Source organism: Pikeienuella piscinae (assembly GCF_011044155.1).
GTDB classification, from domain to species: Bacteria; Pseudomonadota; Alphaproteobacteria; order Rhodobacterales; family Rhodobacteraceae; genus Pikeienuella; species Pikeienuella piscinae.
In genome coordinates this window covers 2,850,481-2,868,840 of record NZ_CP049056.1, presented here as the reverse complement: position 1 = coordinate 2,868,840, position 18,360 = coordinate 2,850,481, and the positions used below count along the sequence as shown (strand labels likewise).

The 18,360-nt window shown below is 64.7% G+C and carries 18 protein-coding genes; 13 read left to right on the top strand and 5 right to left on the bottom strand.

Annotated elements, in window-relative coordinates; translation table 11 throughout:
• Positions 1-19 precede the first annotated feature (19 nt).
• A complete protein-coding gene (locus tag G5B40_RS13585) occupies positions 20-1,543 on the top strand; it encodes an esterase/lipase family protein (protein ID WP_165099598.1) in 1,524 nt (507 codons plus the stop codon).
• An 81-nt stretch (positions 1,544-1,624) separates the two neighbouring features.
• Positions 1,625-1,981 carry a DNA-directed RNA polymerase subunit omega gene (gene rpoZ, locus G5B40_RS13580; RefSeq protein WP_165099595.1) on the top strand — a complete coding sequence of 119 codons (357 nt, stop codon included), beginning with the start codon at positions 1,625-1,627 and terminating at the stop codon, positions 1,979-1,981.
• A 10-nt stretch (positions 1,982-1,991) separates the two neighbouring features.
• On the opposite strand, the gene G5B40_RS13575 is transcribed toward rpoZ, so the two are convergent.
• Positions 1,992-3,125: a patatin-like phospholipase family protein gene (locus G5B40_RS13575; RefSeq protein ID WP_165099592.1), complete on the bottom strand. Its 1,134-nt coding sequence runs from the start codon at positions 3,123-3,125 to the stop codon at positions 1,992-1,994.
• Between the two features lie 762 nt (positions 3,126-3,887).
• Between G5B40_RS13575 and G5B40_RS13570 the strand changes: the two genes are divergently transcribed.
• Both G5B40_RS13570 and G5B40_RS13565 read left to right on the top strand, forming a co-directional pair.
• Complete coding sequence (locus tag G5B40_RS13570; protein ID WP_165099589.1) at positions 3,888-6,062, top strand: RelA/SpoT family protein; 2,175 nt, start codon at positions 3,888-3,890, stop codon at positions 6,060-6,062.
• Positions 6,063-6,228: 166 nt separating this feature from the next.
• The gene (locus tag G5B40_RS13565; protein ID WP_165099586.1) at positions 6,229-6,735 is read left to right on the top strand and encodes a DUF2062 domain-containing protein; all 507 of its coding nucleotides are present in this window, start codon (positions 6,229-6,231) and stop codon (positions 6,733-6,735) included.
• Between the two features lie 6 nt (positions 6,736-6,741).
• On the opposite strand, the gene G5B40_RS13560 is transcribed toward G5B40_RS13565, so the two are convergent.
• The gene (locus G5B40_RS13560) at positions 6,742-7,692 is read right to left on the bottom strand and encodes an aldo/keto reductase (RefSeq protein WP_165099584.1); all 951 of its coding nucleotides are present in this window, start codon (positions 7,690-7,692) and stop codon (positions 6,742-6,744) included.
• A 21-nt stretch (positions 7,693-7,713) separates the two neighbouring features.
• Positions 7,714-8,166, bottom strand: a complete 453-nt coding sequence (gene irr / locus G5B40_RS13555; RefSeq protein WP_165099582.1) for a Fur family transcriptional regulator Irr — start codon at positions 8,164-8,166, stop codon at positions 7,714-7,716.
• 219 nt (positions 8,167-8,385) lie between these two features.
• Here irr and fabA point away from each other — a divergent pair, with 219 nt between their 5' ends.
• The 3 genes from fabA to G5B40_RS13540 are packed head-to-tail and all read left to right on the top strand — an operon-like array spanning position 8,386 to position 10,942.
• The gene (fabA, locus tag G5B40_RS13550) at positions 8,386-8,904 is read left to right on the top strand and encodes a bifunctional 3-hydroxydecanoyl-ACP dehydratase/trans-2-decenoyl-ACP isomerase (protein WP_165099579.1); all 519 of its coding nucleotides are present in this window, start codon (positions 8,386-8,388) and stop codon (positions 8,902-8,904) included.
• Between the two features lie 27 nt (positions 8,905-8,931).
• Positions 8,932-10,161, top strand: coding sequence for a beta-ketoacyl-ACP synthase I (fabB, locus tag G5B40_RS13545; protein WP_165099576.1), 1,230 nt, complete (start codon positions 8,932-8,934; stop codon positions 10,159-10,161).
• Positions 10,154-10,942 (top strand): enoyl-ACP reductase FabI, encoded by a 789-nt coding sequence (locus G5B40_RS13540; protein ID WP_165099574.1) that lies wholly within the window; start codon positions 10,154-10,156, stop codon positions 10,940-10,942. The genes fabB and G5B40_RS13540 overlap by 8 nt, the downstream gene beginning before the upstream one ends.
• On the opposite strand, the gene G5B40_RS13535 is transcribed toward G5B40_RS13540, so the two are convergent.
• Both G5B40_RS13535 and G5B40_RS13530 read right to left on the bottom strand, forming a co-directional pair.
• Positions 10,911-11,963 carry a radical SAM protein gene (locus G5B40_RS13535; protein WP_165099572.1) on the bottom strand — a complete coding sequence of 351 codons (1,053 nt, stop codon included), beginning with the start codon at positions 11,961-11,963 and terminating at the stop codon, positions 10,911-10,913. The two genes, G5B40_RS13540 and G5B40_RS13535, sit on opposite strands and share 32 nt — an antisense overlap.
• Complete coding sequence (locus tag G5B40_RS13530) at positions 11,960-12,280, bottom strand: hypothetical protein (RefSeq protein WP_165099570.1); 321 nt, start codon at positions 12,278-12,280, stop codon at positions 11,960-11,962. The genes G5B40_RS13535 and G5B40_RS13530 overlap by 4 nt, the downstream gene beginning before the upstream one ends.
• Positions 12,281-12,560: 280 nt before the next feature.
• On the opposite strand from G5B40_RS13530, the gene G5B40_RS13525 reads away from it, so the two are divergent.
• Genes G5B40_RS13525 through G5B40_RS13500 form a run of 6 tightly spaced genes read left to right on the top strand, consistent with a single transcriptional unit; the run spans position 12,561 to position 18,286 of the window.
• Positions 12,561-13,034, top strand: a complete 474-nt coding sequence (locus G5B40_RS13525; protein WP_179961580.1) for a MaoC family dehydratase — start codon at positions 12,561-12,563, stop codon at positions 13,032-13,034.
• Entirely contained in the window at positions 13,031-13,948 is a 918-nt protein-coding gene (locus tag G5B40_RS13520; protein WP_165099564.1) for an SDR family NAD(P)-dependent oxidoreductase, read from the top strand. Before G5B40_RS13525 ends, G5B40_RS13520 begins: the two co-directional genes overlap by 4 nt.
• A gap of 4 nt (positions 13,949-13,952) precedes the next feature.
• Entirely contained in the window at positions 13,953-15,155 is a 1,203-nt protein-coding gene (locus tag G5B40_RS13515) for an acetyl-CoA C-acyltransferase (protein WP_165099562.1), read from the top strand.
• A gap of 58 nt (positions 15,156-15,213) precedes the next feature.
• Positions 15,214-16,410 (top strand): acyl-CoA dehydrogenase family protein, encoded by a 1,197-nt coding sequence (locus tag G5B40_RS13510; protein ID WP_165099560.1) that lies wholly within the window; start codon positions 15,214-15,216, stop codon positions 16,408-16,410.
• A gap of 2 nt (positions 16,411-16,412) precedes the next feature.
• Positions 16,413-17,516, top strand: coding sequence for an acyl-CoA dehydrogenase family protein (locus G5B40_RS13505; protein ID WP_165099558.1), 1,104 nt, complete (start codon positions 16,413-16,415; stop codon positions 17,514-17,516).
• On the top strand, positions 17,513-18,286 hold the full coding sequence (locus G5B40_RS13500; RefSeq protein WP_165099556.1) for an oxepin-CoA hydrolase, alternative type: 774 nt from the start codon (positions 17,513-17,515) through the stop codon (positions 18,284-18,286). The genes G5B40_RS13505 and G5B40_RS13500 overlap by 4 nt, the downstream gene beginning before the upstream one ends.
• Positions 18,287-18,360 lie beyond the last annotated feature (74 nt).

The following is an 18,360-nucleotide window of genomic DNA, read 5'->3' as shown; positions in this document are numbered from 1 at the left end:
GGATCGGGGGGTCGCGGGGATGAGAGGGGGCGCGCGCGGATTTGCAAGACGCTGCTGGACGCTGGGGATTCTGATTCCGCTCTCCGCCTGCGCGCCGGAGCCGAAAGCGCCGAATCTCGACACGCTCTACGATTCGGCGGCGAGTTTCGAGTCGCAGGAACGCAATCCGGTCATCTCGATTCCGGGCACGCTCGGCTCGCGTCTGGTAGATACCGAGTCAGGCGTCGTGGTGTGGGGCGGCGCCAACGGGTTGAGCGTCGACCCCGACGATCCTGAAAACGCCCGCCTCATCGCACTGCCCATCGGCGAGGGGGATGAGAGGCTCCGGGAGCTCCGCGACAATCTCAGACCGGACGGCGTCCTACGCGTCGCGCGCGCCTCCATCCTCGGCATTCCCGTGGAGCTCGACATCTATCGTGGCGTGATCGAGACCTTGATCGCCGGCGGCTTCGACTTTCGCGAAACGCGCGAAGAGGAGAAGACGGAGCGGGAGATCAATCTCGACAGTTTCGAGTTTCCCTATGACTGGCGGCGCGACATCGTCGAAGCGGCGAGCGACCTCGACTATTTCGTCAAGCGCAAGAACGAGCAGGTGAGAGAGACGAGGCGGAGCGTTTTCGGGGGCGACCCCAAGCCGGTGACGTTCGACCTGATCGCTCATTCGATGGGCGGTCTCGTGGCGCGCTATTATCTCATGTACGGCGGCGCCGATCTGCCCGAGGACGGCTCGCTCCCTGAAGTCACCTGGGCGGGGGCGAAAAACGTGAATCGCGCCATTTTCATCGCGCCGCCGAACACCGGATCGGTGCTTTCATTCGAAAATCTCGTCAACGGCAAGACCCTGGGCCCATTTCAGCCAACCTATGAGCCGGCGCTCCTGGGCACGCATGTCTCGACCTATGAGCTTTTCCCGCGGGACCGTCACCGGCGGGTCAAGATCAAGGGATCGGACGAGTTCGTAAGTCTCTTCGACGTTGACATGTGGGATCGCTACGAGTGGGGCATCCTCAATCCGTCGCAAGACCCGGTCCTGAAGATCCTCATGCCCGATGAACCCACGGCGGCGTCCCGGCGCGCCCGCGCCAAGCGCCATCTCGCCAAGATCCTCGCGCGCGCCGAGCAGTTTCAGCGGGCGATGGACAGGCCGGTCGATGTGCCCGAATGGCTCGATCTCTACCTCGTCGTCGGCGGCGGATTCGAGACGCCGGCCGCAGTCGAGTTCGACCCCGAGAACGGTCATGTCGATATCGTGAAGCTGGAGGAGGGCGACGGCGTCGTGCTCCGCGCGTCCTCACTCCTCGACGAGCGGCAGGACGGCGATTACGCGCTCGGACTGCGTTCGCCGGTGCAATACCGGTCCGTGCTGCTGCTGCCCGAAGAGCATGTCGACATCACCAAGAGCGCGGTCTTCGGCGACAATCTTCTCTTCTGGCTACTGGAGGCGCCGCGCGTCGGCGACCAGTTGGCGCAGCCGAAGCGGCTTTCGCTCGCCGGCGCGCCGTCTTCCGGCGATGCGGCGACCTCGCCGCCAGCCGAGAAGTGACGCCGCCGCAGGTCTTGCAATCCGACGCCGGAGGCGCCATATGGCGGCGCTTCAAGGACATTCCCGGAAGGAGCGTCGCTCATGGCCCGCGTCACCGTCGAAGACTGCGTAGACAAGGTTCCGAACCGGTTCGATCTCGTCATGCTGGCCGCGCATCGCGCCCGCGAGATCGCCACCGGCTCACCTCTCACGCTGGATCGCGACAATGACAAGAACCCGGTCGTCGCGCTGCGTGAGATCGCCGAAGAGACAATCCCGGTCGAGGATCTGCGCGAGCAGGCGATAGAAGCGCTTCAGCGTCATATCGAGGTCGACGAGCCGGAAGAGGACCGGATGTCGATGCTGATGGGCGAAGAAAACAGCGACAAGCCGGCGGCGGACGACCTGAGCGAAGAGCAGCTTCTACGCGCACTGCTCGCCGAGCAGAGCCAGTCCTGACGGCGAAGGCTCAGTCGCCTTTTGGCTCCGGGCGGCCCTGGAACATCTCGCGGATATCGATGCTGCTGCGTTCGCCGACATCGTCGTAATACCGCCTTAGCCAATTGGTCGCGGCGTAGCGGCCGATCTCGAAGAGATGTTTCAGGAACGCCCATTCCGAGTTCATCTTCGACGACGCATCCAGCGGACGCATCCGTTTTCGCGAATGGATGATATGGACGTTCATCTTGCGATACTGCGCCGGATCGAGCTTGCCGTCCTCCAGGAGCCGCGCGACGAAATCGATAGAGCGCAATTCGTGCAGGAGCGCCGAATTGAAGGTGATCTCGTTCATGCGATTGGTGATTTCCGCAGCGGTGCGCGGCTCGCCCTCGCGGACGACCGGATTGATCTGAACGATCACGATGTCCCGCGCCGGACTGTCGTAGAAGAACGGGTAGAGCGGCGGGTTGCCCATGAAACCACCGTCCCAGTAATGTTTGCCGTCGATCTCCACCGCCTTGAACAGCTGTGGCAGGCAGGCTGACGCCATGACCGAATCGAGCGTGATTTCTTCGCCTTCGAATATCCGCACGCGTCCCGTCTCCACGGTGGTCGCGGCGATATAGACCGCCATTTCCCCGGACGCGCGAACCTTGTCGAAATCCACCATTGCGCCGACGAGATCGCGGAGCGGATTGATGTTTCCGGGGTTGAAATCATAGGGCGAAACCAGACCGCTCAGCGCATTGAAGAAGCGATAGCCAGGCGACGTCTCAAGCGACCAGTCTCCCGTCATTTGCGCCCAGATCGAACGCTGAATCGGGCTCGACTGTCCGGCCTTCGAAACCGCGCGCCAGAATTCGTCAAGACGCCGGCGCGCCCCTGCCGGACCGTTCTCGTAGAGCCCCTGCGCCGTAACGACGGCGTTCATCGCCCCGGCGGACGTGCCGCTGATCGCCTCGATCCAGACGCGATCATCCTCGAACAGCTTGTCGAGCACGCCCCAGGTGAAGGCGCCGTGGCTACCGCCACCCTGGAGCGCGAGGTTGATCGACTTCTGATGCTTCGCCTTGCGGTGCGGCGATGAACCGCCGCCCGCCTTTGGGGCGGCCCGGCGGCGTCGCGCCCCGCTGGCGGGCGTCTTCGCACTTTCAGCAGCCATGGCGCAGCCTCCGTGTCGCGTTTCGGGATGAGAACGGGCGAAAGACTATGCTGCGACGCACAATCGCTCAAGTGATCTTCCCTCGCATCGGGAGGGGGCCCTCAGCGCCACGCGTATCCCGCCGCCGCTTGCGAACCCGCGCCTTCTCGGCGCTGAGCCGACGTTCGCCAAACAGATCGAACGCTTCGACCCGGAGAAGACCCGCCGCTTCATCGACATGCGACACGGTTCCATCGGTCGTGTCGCTGAGCTTTTCGACCGGATCGAAACTGACGCAGACCGTTATTCGGATTGTGAAAGGGCGCGCACGTGGCACGAAGGCCTTCGTGCGGCGAGACCAGAAAGTCGCGCCGCTGCGGCGGTGGTCGCCCATGTGCGCATATTCAACTACGGCCCGATTCACGCGCTACGGTCCGCTCCGGCGCCTTTCGGCTCCGCTTCGGCGGGTTCCCGCCTGCCGATCGCGGCGGCCGACGATCACGGCCGCGTGGCGCGTGGCGCGCGCGAGACCGCGTAGAACCGACCTCGCGCCTGTCACGCGCCAGGGAGTCGCGCGCCGGCCGGCTGGTGGCGAGGCTGGCGCCGGGTGGACGCGATGATCCGTGAACCCGCCGCCGAAGACACGCGCCTCTGCGCCGTTCTTCGCCGCTGCGACGTCGCGTCGCTGGAAGCCCGCGCGTTAATCTTCATACCGATTCGCGTTTGTGAGGTTCGAAGCCTAGATTAGCGTTTCAACGGCAAGGCGGGGCGAAGCGAGACGAAGTGATCCGGCAGTTCGAACTTGTCGAAATGGTGCGGGCCTACAACCCGAGCGCCGACGAGGCGTTGCTCAACCGCGCCTATGTATACGGCGCGCGCGCGCACGCGACGCAGAAGCGCGCTTCAGGCGAACCCTATTTCGGACACCCGCTGGAGGTCGCCGCGATCCTCACCGGGCTGAAGCTCGACGACGCGACCATCGTCACGGCGCTCCTCCATGACACGATCGAAGACACCGAGGCGACCTTCGCCGAGATCACGGAGCTGTTCGGCGCCGAGATCGCCGAACTCGTCGATGGCGTCACCAAGCTCAACAAGCTCGAGCTCGCCAGTCGGGAAACCGAGCAGGCGGAGAATTTCAGGAAACTCCTGATCGCCATGTCGCGCGACGTGCGCGTCCTTCTGGTCAAGCTCGCCGACCGAACCCACAACATGCGGACGCTCAATGCGCTGCGCCCGGAGAAACGCGCGCGCATCGCCCGCGAGACGATGGATATTTTCGCCCCGCTCGCCGGGCGCATGGGCATGCAGCAGATGCGCGAAGAGCTGGAGGACCTCGCCTTCGAGGAACTGAACCCGGAGGCGCGCACCTCGATCATGCGCCGCTTCCTGAAGCTGCGGAAGGAGACCGGCGATCTCATCCCGCGCATCAAGACAGCGATCGAACAGGCGCTTTACGAGGCCGGGGTCTCCTCCGAAGTGGAGGGGCGGGAGAAGAAACCCTATTCGATCTGGCGGAAGATGGAGGAAAAGCAGATCGGCTTCGGCCAGCTTTCCGACATCTACGGCTTTCGCATCATCACCCGCGATATTCCCGCCTGCTACAACGCGCTCGGCGCCGTGCATACCGCCATGCGCGTCGTGCCGGAGCGGATGAAGGATTATATTTCAGGGCCGAAATCCAACGGCTATCGGAGCCTTCACACCACCGTCTACGGGCCGGCCGCGAGCCGGGTCGAGATCCAGATCCGCACGCGCGAAATGCACGAGGTCGCTGAGACCGGCGTCGCCGCGCACTGGGCCTACAAGGAAGGGCGGAGAAGCCAGAACCCGTTCGCGGTCGATCCCTTTCACTGGCTTTCAGGTCTGGTCGAAAGAATGGAGAAGGGCGACGCGCCGCGGGAGTTTCTTGAACAGGTCAAGCTCGACATGTTCCACGACCAGGTGTTCTGCTTCACGCCGAAGGGCGACGTGTACGGCTTGCCGCGCGGGGCGACGCCGATCGATTTCGCGTATGCGATCCACACCCGGATCGGCGACAGTTGCGTCGGCGCCAAGGTCGACGGCGCGCGCGTTCCGCTCTGGACCCGGCTTCGGAACGGGCAGTCGGTGGAGATCATCAGAGTCGAAAGCTCCCGCCCCAGCCCGGTCTGGATGGACATGGCGAAGACCGGACGCGCCCGCGCCGCGATCCGCCGGGCGCTGCGCGAAGAAGAACGGGACGAGCATATCCGGCTCGGCAAAGAGATCGCTCGCCTGGCCTTCGAACGCCGCAAGCTAGACGGCGGATCGAAGGCGCTGCAGACCGCTGCGCGCAAGCTCGGCTTCGCTGCGGTCGAAAACCTGCTCGCCGCTCTCGGCGCCGCCGAGCTTTCCGGGCGCCGTCTGGTCGCCGCAGTCTATCCCGGCATCCTGGAGACCGAAGCGGCGGAGCCGGAGGACGCGACGGGGCGTCCGCACCGGCTCGTCGTCGGCGCGCCGGCCGGGCTTGAGTTCAGCTTCGCCACATGTTGCGAGCCGATTCCGGGCGAGCGCATCGTCGGCATCCGCGGCAAGCGCGGTATCGAGGCGCATTGCATCGACTGCGCCGGCCTTGTGGCTCACGAGGAGCACCCCGAACGCTGGATCGACCTCAGATGGGACGAAGACGCCGCGCAACTCGGCGGTCGCTCCACCTCCATCGAAGTGACACTGGCCAACCAGGCCGGCGCGCTCGGTGCGATCGCCACGCTCGTCGGCGAACACCGGGCGAATATCGAGAACATCACGACGCTGGCGCGGATGCCGGATTTCTGGCGCTTGCGCATCAGCCTGACGGTCAAGGACGTGAAGCACATGAGCGCGATCCTGAGCGCTCTTGAAGCACAGACCATCGTCACCGACGTGCATCGCACGCGCCAGCCTGCGCCGCCCCTGAAACAGGCGGAGGTTGAAGAACCCCAGCACCTTTCGGCATAGCGCGCCGGCGCTGGCTGGTCTATCGGGGTTGATGTGGGCGAGGCGGCCGTTTGGGCCGCCAGTGGGAACGATCTGAAGAGGCGAGCCAGTGTTCAAGCGCCGCGAAAAGCGACCGATCGCGGAATTGGTGAGAGCCTTTATCGCGCCGCGGATGGGGTGGCGGCGAGTGATCGACTATTGGCGTCACCGGATGCAGCGGCTGCCGGACAGCCCGACACGTATCGCGCTCGGCGTCGCCTGCGGCGTCTACACGTCGTTCACACCCTTCTTCGGCTTTCACTTCATCGTCGCCGCCGGCCTGGCCTGGCTCTGCCGCGGCAATATTTTCGCCAGCGCCATCGGCACGTTCTTCGGCAATCCGCTGACATTCCCCTTCATCGTCGCCATCTGCCTGGAGGTCGGCGGCATGATAATGGGCATCCCGATCAATTCGGATTTCACCGGGCTCGGTTTCCACCAGATGGCGGTTCTACTCCTGCAGAACGTCAAGAGTCTGGTGATTCCGTATTTCGTCGGCGGACTCATTCCCGGGCTGATCGCCGCCGTCGCCAGCTACTTCATCGTGCGGCCGCTGGTCGCGACCTATCAGCGCCGCCGCCGCGCGCGCCTGATCGCCCGCGCCCGCGCGCGGATCGCGAAGGAAGTCAAAAAGGAAGCGGGCGCGACGGAATAGGGCCGCTCAGCCGCCCTGCTCCTCCAGCCGGTCGGTGGCTGGCGAGGGCGTGCGGGAAAGCGCCGCGATCTCGGCGTGTAGTTCGGGCGACATATCGAAATTCGCCGCGTCGAGCGAGGCGCGGAGCTGTTCGACCGAACGGGCGCCGATGATCGGACAGCTGATCGCGGGATGCGCCTTCGCCCATGCGACCGCCAACGTCATCGGGTGGACGCCGCGATCCGCAGCGAACGCCGCGAACGCAGCGGCGACGTCATGGAACCATGCGTCGCCATAACGCTTCTGATAATCCTGATTCACCGAGAAGCGCCCATCCGCGCCCTGCACGTATTTCCCGGTCAGCAGTCCGCCGGCCCCCGGCCCGTAGGAGATCACGCCGAGATCCTCGGCCATCGCCAGAGGCAGGATCTCCACTTCCGCCTGACGCTTGATCAGGTTGTACATTGGCTGAATCACCTCGAAGGGCGCAAATCCTTCGCGGGCTGCGATGCCGTTCGCCTTGGCGATCTGCCATGCGGCGTAGTTCGAACAACCGATATGCGCAACCTTTCCGGCGGCGCGAAGATCCTCGAGCGCGCGAAGCGTCTCTTCGAGCGGCACGGTCTCGTCGAACACATGCATAAAATAGAGATCGATCCGATCGACGCCGAGTCGCCTGAGGCTGGCCTCGCAGGAGAGCCGGATTGTCCGGCGCGATGCGCCCTTATGCGGGCCCATGGCGCATTTCGAGGTGATGAAGACCTCGTCGCGATGGCCCTTGATGAGTCGCCCGAGAATCTCCTCCGACCTTCCGCCGGCGTAGACATCGGCGCAATCGAAGAAGTCCACGCCCGCATCGCGGCAGGCCGAGTAGAGAGCGCCAGATACGGCCTCGTCAGCGTCGCCGCCAAACGACATCGTCCCGAAGCAGAGTTCCGACACGCGCGCGCCGGTGCGGCCAAGTCGCCTGGTTTTCATGGTTTGTCTTTCCCGTTCGTCTCAGCGCCGGCGGAGGCGGATCACCACATCGATCTTGGCGACCTGCATGTCCTTCGGGGCGTCAGGAAGGCGCGAGAACTGGACCGAATCGACCGGCGCATCGGTCAATCGGCCCTCTTCCTCCCAGAAAAAATGTGGGTGATCCTCGGTTCGCGTGTCGAAATAACTTCGCGCACCATCGACCGCGATCTCGGTCAGAAGGCCCGCCTCCGTGAAGCTCTTCAGAGTGTTGTAGACCGTGGCGAGCGATACGGCGGCGCCGGCGGCATGCGCGGCGTCGAACAGTCGTTCAGCGGTCACGTGCCGGTGCCGGCCATCGCCGACCAGCAGCGCGGCCAACACGCGGCGCTGGCGCGTCGGACGCAGCCCGGCTGTCGCCAGCCAGCGATCCGCCCGGTCGTTGGGTCTGTCTTCATCGGCGCAAGGATCTGTGATTTTCGGTGCGGCGGTCATGAGCGTTTCGAGGATGTTCCTACGTCTATCCAACCGGAGAAAAACATAAAACCAGCCTTTTTACCATAGGCGCCAAATGGTGGGGGGCCGCGCGCGCCCAGCGCACGCCGCTCACCGCGCGCCCGCTCCGGCGCTTGCGCGCCCCGGCGTGGCGATGATAGGGACAAATCTGGGTCAGGTCGTACTCAATCTGGCGCGACAGTTTCAGGGGACCACTGCATGGCCGAACGCGCAAGCAGCTATGATTTCGACGGGTTGATGGCGTGCGCGCGGGGTGAATTGTTCGGCCCCGGCAATCCGCAACTTCCAGCGCCGCCGATGCTGATGATGGACCGGATCACCGCTATCGAGCCGGATGGCGGCGCGCATGGCAAGGGCAAGATCGTCGCTGAATTCGACGTGAAGCCCGACGCCTGGTTCTTCAAGTGCCATTTCCTTGGCGATCCGGTGATGCCGGGTTGCCTCGGCCTCGACGCGCTCTGGCAACTCACCGGGTTCTTCCTCGGCTGGAAGGGGCTTCAGGGGCGCGGCCGCGCCCTCGGCGTCGGCGAAGTGAAGTTCTCCGGCATGGTCACGCCTGCGGTGAAGCTCATCCGCTACACGGTGGACTTCCGGCGGATAATCGACCGCAAGCTGAAGCTCGGCATCGCCAACGGCGTGATGGAGGCCGACGGCGAGACGATCTACACGAGCGCCGACATGCGTGTCGGCCTGTTCACCGATGAAGCGGCGGCCTGACGGCCGGCCGCGCGGAAGGAGACGCCGATGCGTCGCGTCGTGATCACCGGGATCGGTATCGTTTCTTCGATCGGAACGGACGCGGAGACTGTGACCGCGTCGCTGAAGGAGGGCCGCTCCGGCATATCCTTCGCGCCGGAATACGCCGAACGCGGGTTTCGCAGCCATGTCGAAGGCCGGCCGGATATCGTGATCGCCGACCATGTCGACAAGCGCCAGCTTCGCTTCATGGGCGACGGCGCGGCCTATAACTACATCGCCATGGAGCAGGCGATCGCCGATAGCGGGCTGGAGAAGGGCGACGTCTCCAATGAGCGGACCGGCCTCGTCATGGGCTCCGGCGGTCCTTCCACCAAGAACCTTTTCGCCGCGCATCAGATCGTGCTGGAGAAGGGGGCGCCAAAGCGGATGGGGCCGTTCATGGTCACGCGCTGCATGTCGTCCACGAACTCCGCCTGCCTCGCCACGCCTTTCGGCATCAAGGGGATCAACTATTCGATCACCTCGGCCTGTTCGACCTCGGCGCATTGCATCGGCAACGGCGTCGAGCAGATTCAATGGGGCAAGCAGGATATCGTCTTCGCCGGCGGCGGCGAGGAGCTGGACTGGACCCTCTCCTGCCTTTTCGACGCGATGGGGGCGCTGAGTTCCAAGTATAACGACACGCCGGAGAAAGCATCGCGCGCGTTCGACGCGGCGCGCGACGGTTTCGTCATCGCCGGCGGCGGCGGAGTCGTGGTGCTGGAGGAACTGGAGCACGCGAAGGCGAGGGGCGCGAAGATCTATGGCGAGGTGACGGGTTACGCCGCCACTTCCGACGGTCACGACATGGTCGCGCCATCGGGCGAGGGCGGCGAACGCTGCATGCGGCTCGCCATCGGCTCGATGACCGAAAAGCGCGCCGTCGACTATATCAACGCGCACGGCACCTCGACGCCGGTCGGCGACATTCCCGAGATTGAGGCCGTGCGCCGGCTCTTCGGAGAGGGAAAGACCCCACCGATCAGTTCGACAAAATCGCTGACCGGCCATTCGCAGGGCGCGACCGGAGTGCAGGAGGCGATCTATTGTCTTCTGATGCTTCAGGACGATTTCATCACCGCATCGGCCAATATCGAGACGCTCGACCCCGCGATCCGCCCCGGCGAGGTCGCGACGGAGCGCGTGGACGGCGCCGGACTGGACACGGTGATGTCAAACAGTTTCGGTTTCGGCGGCACCAACGCCACGTTGCTGCTGAGCCGCTATCATGGCTGATCTGATGAAAGGGAAGCGCGGGCTGGTGATGGGCGTCGCCAACGACCACTCCATCGCCTGGGGCGTCGCCCGGACGCTCGCGGCCGAGGGCGCGACGCTCGGGTTCTCCTATCAGGGGGAGTCTTTCGGGCGCCGCGTGACGCCTCTCGCCGAGAGCGTCGGCTCCGACTTCCTGGTCAATGTCGACGTCACCGACGGCGCCTCGATGGATGAGGCTTTCGAGCGGATCGAGTCGGAATGGGGGGGACTCGATTTCCTCGTCCATGCGATCGCCTACTCCGACAGGAACGAGCTCACGGGCCGCTACGCAGACACCAGCCGCGATAATTTCCTCCGTTCGCTAGAGGTCTCCTGCTATTCGCTGGTCGACGTCTCACGCCGCGCGGCGGCGCTGATGCCGGATGGCGGGTCGATCATAACCATGACCTATCTCGGCGCGCAGCGCGTGATGCCAAATTATAACGTGATGGGCGTGGCCAAGGCTGCGCTCGAGGCTTCGGTCCGCTATCTCGCGAATGATTTCGGCCCGGCGGGCGTCAGGGTCAACGCCATCAGCCCCGGCCCGATGCGCACGCTCGCCGGGTCCGCCATTGGCGGCGCGAGGCGGGTCTACAAGACCACGGAAGAGAACGCGCCCCTCCGTCACAACGCGACGCTGGAGCATGTCGGCGGCGCCGCGCTCTATCTTCTGTCCGATCTCGGCGCCGGCACGACCGGGGACGTGATTTTCGTCGATGGCGGCTACCATGTCATCGGCATGGCGCAGCCGGCGAATATCTGACCACGCCGCCGAGAGCTGCGGCGAAGTCGCGGCAATGCGCGAACCAGTCGATGAACTCCTCGCGCCGTCGAAGATCGGCGAGTTGAGCCGCAAGGAGGCCCTTCAGCGGCCGCGCCGCGACGCGAATCCCGGCCTCTCCGCCGTCCGTCAGATCCTCTATGCGTCCGAGATCGAACGCCGCCGGAAAATCGAATGTGAAGGGTTTCAGCACGCCGTCGGGCGTCACGACGATCGGATTGACGATATCCGAGAGCCGCGCGCTCTCGCTCAGCATCCCGCGCCACGCGGCGTCATCGGCGACGATCGCCCGCGCATGGGCGAGATCGACATGCACGGAAAGCCGTCCCTCATACGCCGCGGCGAGCGCGCGCCCGATCAGCCAGAGCCGGCCCATGTCGGCGACGCTCAACGCCGGATCGGCGTAGGCGACGGGCGCGCGTCCCGCCATGACCAGCGGGCGAAGCTGCACGGCGCGCACGTCATGCGCCGCCGCCATCTCGACGAATTCGGGGATCTCGGGCAACGAGTCACGCGACACGGTGAAGGCCGCCGCGGCGGGTTTGCCAATCTCGGCGAGACGCCGAAGCGCCGCTTTCGCCATGTCGAACGCTCTCGGCGAGCCCCTGACATGATCGTGCGTCGCGCCCATTCCATCGAAGCTGACCGCGAGCCCGTCGAAACAGTCCAGCAGGTGATCGAAACGCGGTGTGACGCGAAAGCCGTTGGTGATGCCGACGATGCGAAAACCCAGCTCCCTGGCGTATCGGGTCAGCGCTTCGAGTTCGGGATAGAGCATCGGCTCCCCTCCCGAGAGGCTCAAGACTTCATAACCCTCGTCGTAAAGGGATCTCAGCGCCGGGGTCAGAACCTCCATCGACAGGATGTCGCGCGCCCTGGGGGAAGACAGCGAATAGCAATGCCTGCAAGCGAGATTGCAGCGGCGGAGCGGGTGCAAATGGACCGTGCGGTCAGGCAGGAAGCCTGACCGCACCCGTCCTTCAGGCGCGGTCGGACAGGTCATCCGCGCAGACCGTATTCCGCCAGTTCCGGCGCGTGCATCTCGACCTGCACCCGGAACAGGTCGTCGACAAGGATGCCGTAGGGGAACAGCTTCACGACGCGGAATTTCTCGTCGCGCACGAATTCATCGATCGAAAAACTCCGGTCGACGAAATAGTCGATGCAGATCCCGTATGGGCAGAAATCGACGCCGCCGACCTTGAGGCCGTTCTTGGCGACGCGCTCGGCGACCTTCGAGATGACGTCGTCGCTGATCTTGTGGCGCGCCAAACGCGTGGCGAACGCTTTCTGAAGCTCCTTGGCTGAAGTCGGCTCCATGGTCATGCTCCTTTCAAGTGACCGCCGGACCCACAATCTCCGGCAGAGGAGTGATAGCGTCCCGTCCGTGCGCGCTGCGTGACGCGGGGCGCTCGGGCGCGTGAATTCCCGCGAAATTCGACGTCAAATCCGCGTGACGGCGCAGCGCATCGGCGCAAATGGCGGACATATGTCAGGACAACGCGGCGCGGCTGGCACTTTGCGGTTGCGTCACCTTGCATCTCTCCTGTCAATATGCGCGCGCACGCGACTACGAACCGGCGCGGGATTCGGAGGGATGATGGGTTTCAAGGCTAAGCGCTCGCTCGCCGAACTTCGCGCTTTGATAGGGTCAGAGATCGGCGTATCTCGCTGGATCGAGGTGAACCAATCCATGATCGACGGGTTCGCCGAGATCACCGACGATCACCAGTTCATCCATGTCGACCCGGTGAAGGCGGCGGAAACGCCCTTCGGTGGAACCATCGCGCATGGCTTTCTCACCCTCTCTCTGCTCTCGACCATGGTCTATGAGGCCGGTCCGTCGCTGAACGGCGTGACAATGGGGGTGAACTACGGCTTCGACCGGGTTCGGTTCCTTTCACCGGTCCGGTCCGGCAAACGTGTCCGCGGTCGCTTCACCCTCGCCAAACTCGACGAAAGCGTCCCCGGCGAGGCCACCTACCGCCAGAACGTGACGGTGGAGATCGAGGGCGAGGAAAAACCCGCGCTGATTGCGGAGTGGATCGGGCGCGTCTATCTGGAGAAGGCATGAGCATCAGTTTCAAGGATCAGGTCGTTATCGTGACGGGCGCCGGCGCGGGGCTCGGCCGCAGCCACGCGCTGCAGTTCGCGGCGCGCGGCGCTAAGGTCGTGGTCAACGATTTTGGCGGCGCGCGCGACGGCACGGGCGGCTCCACCTCCGCGGCCGACGCGGTGGTCGCGGAGATCGTGGCGGCCGGCGGCGAAGCGATCGCCAACGACGCCGATGTATCGGACTACGACGCCGTCAAGATGATGGCCGACCAGGCGGTGGCGAAATGGGGTCGGATCGACGTGCTTGTCGCAAACGCCGGCATCCTGCGCGACAAGAGCTTCGCCAAGATGGAGATCGCGGATTTCATCAAGGTGCTGAACGTGCATCTCATGGGCTCGGCCAATTGCGCCCACGCCGTCTGGCCGATCATGCGCGCGCAGGAATATGGCCGTATCGTCTTCACCACCTCGTCCTCCGGCATGTACGGGAATTTCGGCCAGGCGAACTACGGCGCCGCGAAAACCGGCATGATCGGGCTGATGAACGTCCTGCAGATCGAGGGCGAGAAATACGACATCAGGGTCAACACGCTTTCACCGACCGCGGTGACGCGGATGACGGAGGAGCTGTTTTCAGGCGCCGCGAAAGACCTGCTCACGCCGGAGTCGATTTCGCCGGGCGTGCTTTTCCTCGCCTCGAAGGAGGGACCGAAGCGGACCATCCTCTGCGCCGGCGGCGGATGCTTCGCCCGCACCTGGCTCCACGAGACGGAGGGAGTCATCCTGACCGGCGACGAACTTTCACCCGAAGGCGTCGCCGCGCATTTCGAAGAGATCAGCAGCATGGACGGCGCCAAAGCCCTCGAAGGCGCGTTCGAACAAACCCGGAAATACGCCGATAAGGCCGTCGCGGCCCATGGCGCAAAGGAGTGACCCCATGAGAGAAGCCGTCATCGTATCCACCGCCCGCACGCCGATCGGCAAGGCGTATCGCGGCGCCTTCAACGCCACCACGGCGCAGGCGCTCGGCGGGCACGCGATCAAGCATGCCGTGGAGCGCGCAGGAATCGAGCCGGGCGAGGTCGAGGACTGCATCATGGGCAATGCCCTGACACAGGGATCGTCGGGCATGAATTTCGGCCGGCAGGCCGCGATGCGCGCCGGGCTGCCGGTTTCAGTCGCCGGCATGACCATCGACCGGCAGTGTTCTTCAGGCATGATGGCGATCGCCTCGGCGGCGAAGTCGATCATCTCCGACGGGGTCCAGATCGCCGTCGGCGGCGGCGGCGAGAGCATCTCCCTGGTGCAGAACGAGCATCAGCGGCGTGACAACATCGCCGACCCCGAGCTGATGCAGCGGCTTCCGGCGCTCTACATGTCGATGCTGGAGACGGCCGAGACGGTCGGCGAGCGTTACGGGATCAGCCGCGCAGCGCAGGACGAATACGCGTATCAGAGCCAGATGCGCACCGCGGCGGCGCAAGAGGCTGGTCGGTTCGACCACGAGATCGCCCCGATGACCACGGTGATGAAGTTCCAGAACAAGGAGACAGGCGAAATTCTCGACCGCGAGGTGACGCTGGAGAAGGACGAGGGCAACCGCCCCTCCACCACGCTCGAAGGGTTGAACGGCCTGAAGCCCGTCTTCAAGGACGGCATGGTCATCAAGGAAGGTAAACACATTACCGCCGGCAACGCCTCGCAGCTTTCCGACGGCGCTTCGGCCGCGGTGGTGATGGAGGCGAAGGAGGCCGAGCGGCGCGGGCTTTCACCGCTGGGCATATTCCGTGGCGTGGTCGCGGTCGGCTGCGAGCCGGACGAGATGGGCATCGGCCCGATCTACGCGGTGCCCAAGCTTCTGAAACTCAATGGCTTGAAGATGGACGACATCGACCTCTGGGAGCTGAACGAAGCCTTCGCCGTGCAGGTGCTCTATTGCCGCGATTTCCTCGGCATCGACAACGACAAGCTCAATGTCGACGGCGGCGCGATTTCGATCGGGCATCCATATGGCATGTCGGGCGCGCGTATGGTCGGCCATGCGCTGATCGAGGGAAAACGCCGCGGCGCCAAGTATATCGTCTCGACCATGTGTTGCGGCGGCGGCATGGGCGCGGCGGGACTTTTCGAGGTCGCGTAACCCGGCAACCGATCCGTTCCGGCCCCCGGCCGGAACGGCGCCGGATCAGGAGGACGAGATGGATCTGAACTACACGCCCGAAGAGAACGCCTTTCGCGACGAAGTGCGGAGCTATCTCGAAGAAAACCTCTCCCCCCGGCTCGCCGGCAAGGTCGCGGGCGGCAAGCGCCTCGCGAAAGCCGATCTCGTCGAGTGGCACGACCTTCTGAACAAAAAGGGCTGGCTCGCCTGGCACTGGCCGGCGGAATATGGCGGAACGGGGTGGACGCCAGTGCAGGCGCACATCTTCCATGAGGAGATCGTCTTCGCCAACGCGCCGCGCATCATCCCTTTCGGGGTCAACATGCTCGCGCCTGTCCTAATCAAGTTCGGGACCGAGGAGCAGAAGAAGACATATCTGCCGAAGATCCTCACTTCCGAGCATTGGTGGTGCCAGGGCTACTCCGAACCCGGCTCCGGCTCCGACCTCGCGTCGCTCAAGACCGAGGCGGTGCGGGAGGGCGACCATTACGTCGTGAACGGTCAGAAGACCTGGACCACGCTCGGCCATATCGCCGATCATATCTTCTGTCTGGTGCGCACGCAGAAGGGCGGCAAACAGCAGGAGGGAATCTCCTTCCTCCTGATTCCGATGGACACGCCCGGCGTCGAAGTACGCCCGATCATCACGCTCGACGGCGAGCATGAGGTGAACGAGGTTTTCCTCACCAATGTGAAGGTGCCGGCCGAAAACCTCGTCGGCGAAGAGAACAAGGGCTGGACGCTCGCAAAATATCTTCTGACCTATGAGCGGACCGGGATCGCCGGCGCCGCCTATTCGCGCCAGGCGATGGAGCATCTGAAAGACGCGGCGAAGCGGATGAAATCGAACGGCAAACCGCTTCGGGAAGACCCGTATTTCGCCGCCCGCATGGGCAAGGTCGAGATCGATATGCTGGCGATGGACATCTTCAACCTTCGCACCGTCGCGGCGGCGGAAGGCGGCGCTGCGGGTGGTGTCGAGAGTTCCATGTTGAAGATCCGCGGCACTGAGGTGAGGCAGGAGCTGACCGATCTCATGCGTCGCGCCTTCGGGCCGCACGCCATGCCTTTCGTTCCGGAAAGCTTCGACGAGGGCTGGAACGAGGAGCCGGTCGGGCCGGAAGGCGCGATGGGGCAGGCTTCGAAATATTTCAACATGCGCAAGGTCTCGATCTACGGCGGCTCGAACGAGATCCAGAAGAACATCATCTCGAAAATGGGGCTCGGGCTTTAACCATGGATTTCGCGCTTTCCGAAGAACGCCAGATGCTGACCGACACGCTCGGCCGTTTCGTGCGTGAGCAATACGACATCGAAACCCGCCACAAGGCCGCCGCGATGGAGGGCGGGTTCGACCCCGAGATGTGGGCGCGCTTCGCCGAACTGGGCGCGATTGGCGCGCTGCTGCCAGAGGAGGCGGGCGGTTTCGGCGGCGCCGGCGAAGACATCATGGTGGTATTCGAGGCGCTCGGCGCCGGTCTTGTCGTCGAGCCCTTCCTCGCCACCGGCGTTCTCGGCGCGACGCCGCTGATTGGAGCCGGCAAGGACGAGATGCTGGAGGACGTGATCGCCGGCGGCCTTCACCTCGCCCTCGCCCATACCGAACCCGAGAGCCGCTACGAGATGAGCCGCATCGCCTGCAAGGCGAAGGGCGGCAAGATCACCGGCCGAAAATCCGTGGTCATCAACGGCGACACGGCCGACCGGCTGATCGTCTCCGCCCGATGTGCGGGGGACGAGGCGGACGAAGCCGGGATCGGGCTCTATCTGGTGAATCCGAAGGATGCGGGCGTGACGATGCGCACCTTCGCGACCGTCGATGGCGGCCATGCCGCCGAGTTCACCTTCAAGAACACCCCCGCCGAGGCGCTCGGCGATCCCGGGGGCGGTTACGAGGCGCTGGAGCGAACGCTCGGACGCGGCGTTCTCGCGCTCTGCGCCGAATCCCTCGGCGCGATGGAGGTCTGCAAGGACCTGACGCTGGACTATCTCAAGACGCGCAAGCAGTTCGGCGCCCCGCTCGGCAAGTTCCAGGCCCTCCAGCACCGGATGGTTGAAATGGTCGTCGCGATCGAGCAGGCGCGTTCGCTCACCATCCTCGCCGCAGGGTTGTTGGAGGCGCCGCGCGTGGAGCGTGAGCGCGCGCTTTCGGCGGCGAAGAACTTGGTCGGACGGGTCGGACGGCTGATTTCGGAGGAAACCATCCAGCTCCACGGCGGCATCGCCATGACCTGGGAATACGCCGCGCCGCATTTCGCCAAACGCCTGGTGATGATCGACCATCAACTCGGCGACGAGGACTTCCATCTCGCCCGGTTCATGGCGCTGGAGGCGGCGTGAGCCGGGTTCCCACCCATCGCGAAGGTCGCGTCCTTCATATCGTCAACAACGCGCCTGAGCAGCGCAACGCTTTCGGGCTGGATTTCTACGACGGCATGATCCCCGCCATCGAGAGCGCGTCGTCGGACGATGTCGGCGCCGTGGTGATTTCCGGTGCTGGCGGGTTCTTCTGCGCCGGCGGCGATGTTCGCCGGCTCGCCGTCGCACACAAGGAGCCATATGCGGCCCGGCGTCATGGCGTCGACCGCCTGCATGAGATGATCCGCGCAATCCGCGCCTGTCCGCGCCCGGTGATCGCCGCGGTCGAGGGCGGCGCGGTCGGCGCCGGGGCCTCGCTCGCCGCCGCCTGCGACCTGATCGTCGCAAGCAAGGACGCGTACTTCATGCTGGCCTATGTGAAGATTGGCATCACGCCGGATGGGGGCGCGACCTGGTCCTTCGCCCGCGCTCTTCCGCGCCAGTTCGCCACCGAGATGGCGCTGACCGGCGGACGCGTCGCAGCGGCGCGACTGCATCAGCTCGGCATGGTCAACCGGCTCGCCGACGACCCGCTGGCGGAAGCGCTGATCTGGGCGGGCGAACTGGCGGCGGGCCCGCCCGACGCGATGACGGGAATCAAACGGATGATCGGCGCCGCCGAGGAAGCCGCGTTCGAAGCGCAGCTGGAGATGGAGGCCGACGGCATCGCCAATGCGCTCGCCGGCTCCGAGGGAATCGAAGGCGCGACCGCTTTCGTCGAGAAACGCGAGGCGCGGTTTCATCGGAAGTAAGACGAAGCGAACGGGCTGAAACGCCTGATCCTTGCGCCCTACCGGGTGAATTATCGCCTCGAGCACCACCTGAT